Source organism: Methylobacterium sp. CCH5-D2 (assembly GCF_001556475.1).
Taxonomy (GTDB): Bacteria; Pseudomonadota; Alphaproteobacteria; order Rhizobiales; family Beijerinckiaceae; genus Methylobacterium; species Methylobacterium hispanicum.
Window position 1 is genome coordinate 1 of the sequence record NZ_LSIX01000937.1, and the last position, 5,590, is coordinate 5,590.

At 60.3% G+C, this 5,590-nt stretch carries 8 protein-coding genes; 2 read left to right on the plus strand and 6 right to left on the minus strand.

Annotated features, from left to right (window positions below):
• The coding region (locus AX737_RS25230) for a DUF2268 domain-containing putative Zn-dependent protease (protein ID WP_245293504.1) at positions 1–387 on the minus strand (387 nt) is incomplete at its 3' end.
• A 166-nt stretch (positions 388–553) separates the two neighbouring features.
• Complete coding sequence (locus AX737_RS25235) at positions 554–1,318, minus strand: glyoxalase superfamily protein (RefSeq protein WP_066926206.1); 765 nt, start codon at positions 1,316–1,318, stop codon at positions 554–556.
• A gap of 553 nt (positions 1,319–1,871) precedes the next feature.
• Here AX737_RS25235 and AX737_RS33635 point away from each other — a divergent pair.
• Positions 1,872–3,152, plus strand: a complete 1,281-nt coding sequence (locus AX737_RS33635; RefSeq protein ID WP_156453954.1) for a hypothetical protein — start codon at positions 1,872–1,874, stop codon at positions 3,150–3,152.
• Positions 3,153–3,165: 13 nt separating this feature from the next.
• Positions 3,166–3,399, plus strand: a complete 234-nt coding sequence (locus AX737_RS25240; protein WP_066926209.1) for a hypothetical protein — start codon at positions 3,166–3,168, stop codon at positions 3,397–3,399.
• 5 nt (positions 3,400–3,404) lie between these two features.
• On the opposite strand, the gene AX737_RS33640 is transcribed toward AX737_RS25240, so the two are convergent.
• From AX737_RS33640 to AX737_RS25255, 4 genes are all read right to left on the minus strand, one after another.
• On the minus strand, positions 3,405–3,650 hold the full coding sequence (locus AX737_RS33640) for a hypothetical protein (protein WP_156453955.1): 246 nt from the start codon (positions 3,648–3,650) through the stop codon (positions 3,405–3,407).
• A 3-nt stretch (positions 3,651–3,653) separates the two neighbouring features.
• Positions 3,654–4,064 (minus strand): response regulator, encoded by a 411-nt coding sequence (locus tag AX737_RS25245; protein ID WP_066926212.1) that lies wholly within the window; start codon positions 4,062–4,064, stop codon positions 3,654–3,656.
• Positions 4,065–4,140: 76 nt separating this feature from the next.
• A complete protein-coding gene (locus AX737_RS25250; RefSeq protein WP_245293505.1) occupies positions 4,141–4,575 on the minus strand; it encodes a response regulator in 435 nt (144 codons plus the stop codon).
• Between the two features lie 20 nt (positions 4,576–4,595).
• A partial coding sequence (locus tag AX737_RS25255) for an HWE histidine kinase domain-containing protein (protein WP_066926218.1) occupies positions 4,596–5,590 on the minus strand: 995 nt, incomplete at its 5' end.

A 5,590-nucleotide genomic window follows, 5' to 3' on the forward strand; every position in this document is an offset into this window, starting at 1 on the left:
GAACAGGCGGTTTACGAACCGGCCCGCCAAGCCCTCGCTCACCAGGGCCTCACCCAGCGTCCAGCCGTAGCCGGGTCCCGCCATACGCATGCAGTGGTGGGCCTCGTGCGCCACGGTCCGATGCAGGTCCCCGTCGCGCAGCGAGCGTGCGAAGTTCGGATTGTCGGGATCGATGGTGAGGGAGAACAGGCTCTCGCGGAGGGCTCGTCCCGTCGTGCCCGTCTCCGGGATCGCCTCACCGGGCAGCCGCTGCACGAGGATGTCGAGCGGCGGTACGGGCAGCACCCCCGCCACGGCTATCCGCGCAATCTCAACCTCCTCGGCGATAGTGGCACGCCAAGGCCCCAGGTCGCCGGACGCCTCAAGCCAATGCAGTTGCCACGACATCGCTATCCTCGCTGGACCTCACCACCTGATCCTGCCGCGGGGAGCACAGGGAGGCAACTTCGCCTATGCGTGGGTTGCAGTCTCTTGCCGATCCGGCCCGCATGCGAAGGAACTCGGATCCCACATGCGAACCGGGCCTCGCGATGCAGCGACCGCGGGAGAGAGCTCAGGCGGTCACCACCGACAGGTCGATCACTTCCGAGAATGTCAGGTTCGTGGGGGTAATCCACCCAGGAGCCTGCGACTGCGGGGGCATAGGCTGCGCGCCAAGCGAGGGCGCGATCATGCGCTCAATGCGAAAGTCCGCCGCCCAGAGTGCACCCCGGCCCTTGAGGAAGAAGCCGAAGTGCAGGGAGATCGCATTGGCAGGAACGTCCACCACAACCCGGCGCTCGACCCATGGCACGCTGCCGAACAGCCACCCCTCCGTTGCGTCTTTCAGGTTGTCGAACGCGAAGGTGTGCCCGGGCATCCCGTCCACCCTGGCCCAGAGGGTCGCTCCATGGGTCACCTCCTGGCAGCGCAGCGTGGCGCTGATCGTCACCCGCTGGCCATGGAATGGCACCGCCGACACGGTCTGCGCATAGCAGCCGAAGGCGCGGGATGGTTCGGGATAGCGTCTCGGCCCGAGTACGGGATCGTGCCGAATGATGGCAGCACCGCCACCAGCCGCGGTTGGGTCGGCATCCGCCCCATGATCGTAGGCATCGGGATACTCGGCGATGAGCGCCCAGCCCTTCAGCAAGGCGACGCGTCGCCGGGCGGCGGCGTCAGACCGTTTGGCCTGGGCCGAGAGGACGTTCCAGTCCTTGAGACCGAACTGGCGGGCCACGATGTCGAGGCACTCGCCGTGGGAGAGACTGAGGTTCTTGGCGCGCAAGGCGCTCTCCATGGCGCGCGCCATGGACTTGGCATCATCGACGGTAGGCATGCTGATCCCCGAACCGGATCGACCACGCTGTCAGTGCTCGCCTTGCCGACCGATCGATCCTGGGTGCGGGATCGCGATCTCACCTGTCGATGCGTTCACCGTACCCCGAGGGGCGCGAGCGGCAGGCCGCATCAGCCTGCTGGCAGGAAGCATCATAGCCCAGACCGCGTCAACGCCTTTCAGCCTGCCGTGGGTCGAAACGGCTGCTCTTCAGTGTAAGGAAAACGGTCGTTTTTCTTACAGTTGTACCATCCCTGTCCTGAGCACTATGAGCCGCGTGCAACTGCAGCCTTCTGGCCTCGTTCTGTCATCGGCCGAGCACGAGTTCTGGCTCTATGGGCTGCGCGGGTCATCGGCCGCCAAGGGGAGGGAGCAGCATGGGACCGATCATTGAGTACGCGCAGAGCCTTCCCCCGCTCGCCTGGATTGGGGGCGGACTGGCGCTGAGCCTGAGCCTGTTTGGCGGGTGGCGGCTTTACCGCTCAACCAGGACGAGTGTGCGGGCCTCACACAATTCGACAGCTGCCGGTCGTGATATTCGCATCAACGACAAATGAAATTTGTCAGGGCCTCAGATCACTCTCTGGCCGCAGGGCGTGATATCATTGTAAAAATCGACGGCAGCGACCCTGCTCTCATTCGAACGATCATTGAGCAGGTGCTCGCCGAGCAATCTGGAAGGCCAGCAGCACGCATCCGCTTCCACAACAGCAACAATCTAAAAATTGAAGATATGGGCGAATTTACCAGTCGAGTGTCAGCATTCAATTTTGTCCAGTCGGATGAAAATCGGTCTAAATTTCGCGAGTATGCGACAGGTTATTTGCAGAAGAGCAAAAACGCCGAAACAGTCGGACGCCTCTTCAATGGCGTTGATCAGGCGCTGAGGAAAAAAGAGTTCAAGCGCGCACACAAACTCCTTGGCAGGCTGCTGAACGTTGCAGGTCTGACGGACGAAAGAGACGACATCATTGAAAATTACCTGTTGTCCGGGTACATCAGCAACGCCAATTCAGGCGACACTAAAGGTATGCTCGCCCTCATCGAGGAAGCACATCAGAATTTCTTTAGCTCTATTAATGAAGGCATTGCATATCTGCTTATTGAGGTTCAGCAAGAGATCGCAACACGGCAGAACAATGACAATCTTTTGCTGGAGAATGAGCGGCTTCTGCTGGATTTTTTGAGCAAGAACAGCATCCCATCCGATAGCTCCGGTCTACTTGGGCTGCTTTATCGACGGATGGGCGAGCGCGGTTCTATCACTTATCTGCAGAAAGCCGAAGACATCTTCAGGTCCATACTCAGGACACGCACAGCACTTACCGCCGAGGAAGCCAACAATTTCGGCATTGCGCTCATTCGTGATTTCGAACTGACGCGGAACCCTGAAAAGCTGGACGAAGCTTTGAGTGTACTCAACGGGATTGATTTCAAGAGGGACGATTACCCGCTCGTCGATTATCTCAGCCTTCCCAAAGCCATGAACAACATTGGTAATGCCTACAAGCAGAAACTCACGTTCACCGGGCAACCGGAATTTTATGTCCATGCGATCGAAAATTACACCAGAGCTGAAGCATATTGGAGCGAAGCGTCTGCTCCTTATGAATGGGCAATGATCCAGAAGAACAAGGCTGAAACGCGCGTTGCGTATTATGACATCACCGGCCACGCGGATGTTCTTCCTGTAGCAGACGATGAAGTTTCTGCTTCTCTCAAGTGCCGAACCGAAGCGTCCTCGCCGTTTCAGTATCAAAAATCAATGGATGTAAAACAGAAAATCGAGCAGGCTTTACAGAAGGCCGATCCGTCACACAAACATTCAAGATAAGACAGGATAACGGATGCAAGCGAAGATGCTGGACCTGCTACGAATTCTGGCGAACGGTCGTGTAGGAGAGGAGGTGATTGCAAGTGAGCTTGCCGAGGAGTCTGCGCAGGCAGAACACGTGGGCGATACGGGCACGGCAGCGATCTTGCGCGATCTCAGCCGCCGCCACCGGGTCAAAGTTCTTGAATTGGATGGGCAGTTTGCAGCCCTGGAGCAGCAGTATGCTGTGCTTTTCGGAAACGCTTAAAATGTCTAGTTGGATTTATGATCGTCCTCAGAAGTTTGCCTGTAGCGGTTAGCAAGTACTGAAATCCGGGCGCGCCCTTCAATAGCCTTAACCTGATGGTGGCGGCTCAAATCACGCATTCTCCGCGCTGCAGTATGGTTGCCGTCAACTTCAAACTGCTCGCCCATATCTGCCAACTCACGGGCAAACCCTTCGTTGTCTGCAATGCCACGCAGGAGCACGTTGACCAGCTCAATAAGCGTGCTTGGCATTGCTCATACTCGCAACGACGCAGGCAACTTGTCATCGGGCAGCACCCGCCGAAGATGGCGGCGGACCACCTCGGCACTGAAAGGTTTCGACACGAACCGTGCGTTTACCGGCAGATCGTGTGGTCTTGGCTGCGCCTGACCGGAGGCGATCACTATCGTGATGTGCGGCCAGTGCTCGGCCGTGTGACGCGCCAGCGCGAACCCGTCGCGCGAGCCGGGCATTTGCACATCGCTGAACAGAAGGGTGATGGACGCATGATGCTCCTGCAGCACCGTTAGGGCCTCATCCGCGTTCCCCGCCTCGATTACCTTGAACCCGGCATCCTCCAGGATGCTTGTAGCGTCCATGAGGATCAGCGCATCATCATCCACAACCAGGGCACAATGCGGGGAAGGGCGGGCTGAGTTCTCCATGATGGATTAAACCCGGCCGACCCCGAAAGCTCCCTGGATGAGCCGCTGAAGGCTGGCTCAAAAGCAGGATTTGGTCTCAGCGAACCGGATCAGCCCGGAATGATCTCCCCCCAGCGTCAGCTGTCTGGCACTGGCACGCCTGCGGAACGCTTGCCGATCCCTTTCGAACGGGCGCCTCACAGGTCAGCAGATGGGCCAGAAGATGCTCTAATGGCGCGGCCTGATAGGGCTTCTGCAGCACCGGCACACCCTGATAGGCCACGTCCAGTCCCTGTGGCCCGTAGCCGGTCGCAAACAGGAAGGGCGTCCCCCGCTCGAACAAAACGTCGGCGATGGGATAGCTGCGCGCATCGCCAAGGTTCACATCGAGCACCGCCAGATCGAACGCCTCGCTGCGGGCGTAACCCAGCGCCTTGTCGAGCCGCATGGCCACAGCAACCTCACAACCGAGGTCAAGCAGCATGTCCTCGGCCAGCATCGCCACGAGGCTTTCGTCCTCGACCAGCAGCACCCGACGTCCAACCAACAACGTCATGGAACGCGAGGCCCTTCAACCATTTCCTGACCGATCCAGCCAAGCTGGGTCAACGGGATTTGCAGCTGGCAGCGAACCCCTGCCGGCGCGTAGGTGATTACGGCGCTGCCGTCGAACTCCATGGGCAGCTGCCGCTCGATCAGCCGTGAGCCGAACCCTTTGCGGGTCGGCGGCGTGACCGTGGGACCGCCCCGTTCGTCCCAGCTCATGTCGAGCTGCTGGCGGCCGTCATCCAGGTCGTGCAGCGACCATGTGACCGCTACCTGCCCCTCAGGCACCGAAAGGGCGCCGTACTTGGCGGCGTTGGTCATCAGCTCGTGCAGGGCCATGGCCAGCGTCACCGCCACTTTGGGGTGCAGCCGCGCGTCCGACCCTTCTAGCTGAAAGCGGTTAACATCGACCTCTGCCAGCAGGTGAGGGGCCAGGGCACGCTCGACCACGCTGCGCAGGCTGGCGCTTTCCCAGTTGTCCTCGACCAGCACGTTATGGGCGTTGGACAGCGCCGCCATGCGGGCGTCGAACACGGCGCGTGGCGCCTGCTCGGTCTGCCCCCGGAAGGTCTGCGCGGCGATCGACTGCACCGTGGCGAGGGTATTTTTGACCCGGTGGTTCAGCTCGTTGATCAGCAAGCGCTGGCGCTCGGCCGCGGCCTTCTCCTCGCTGATGTCGCGCACCTCGATGATGGTGCCGATGATGTTGGCGGCATCGTCACGGATCGGGCTGGCGGTGAAGCCCACCGGGAAGAAGTGCCCGTCCCGGTGCACAAACACCTCCTCGCCCCGCTCCTGGTTGTTCTTGGGGAAGGCACGGTCGATGGCGCATTCCTCCAGCGGGAACGGACGCCCATCCGGATAGGTATGGTGCACGATGTCGTGCAGCGGGCAGTCGCGGGCCAGGACTTCCGGGAGCGTCCAGCCGGTCAGCTGCTCGGCGGCGCGGTTCATGTAGATGCAGTGCTGGCGGTCATCCATCAGGAAGATGGAGACCGAGG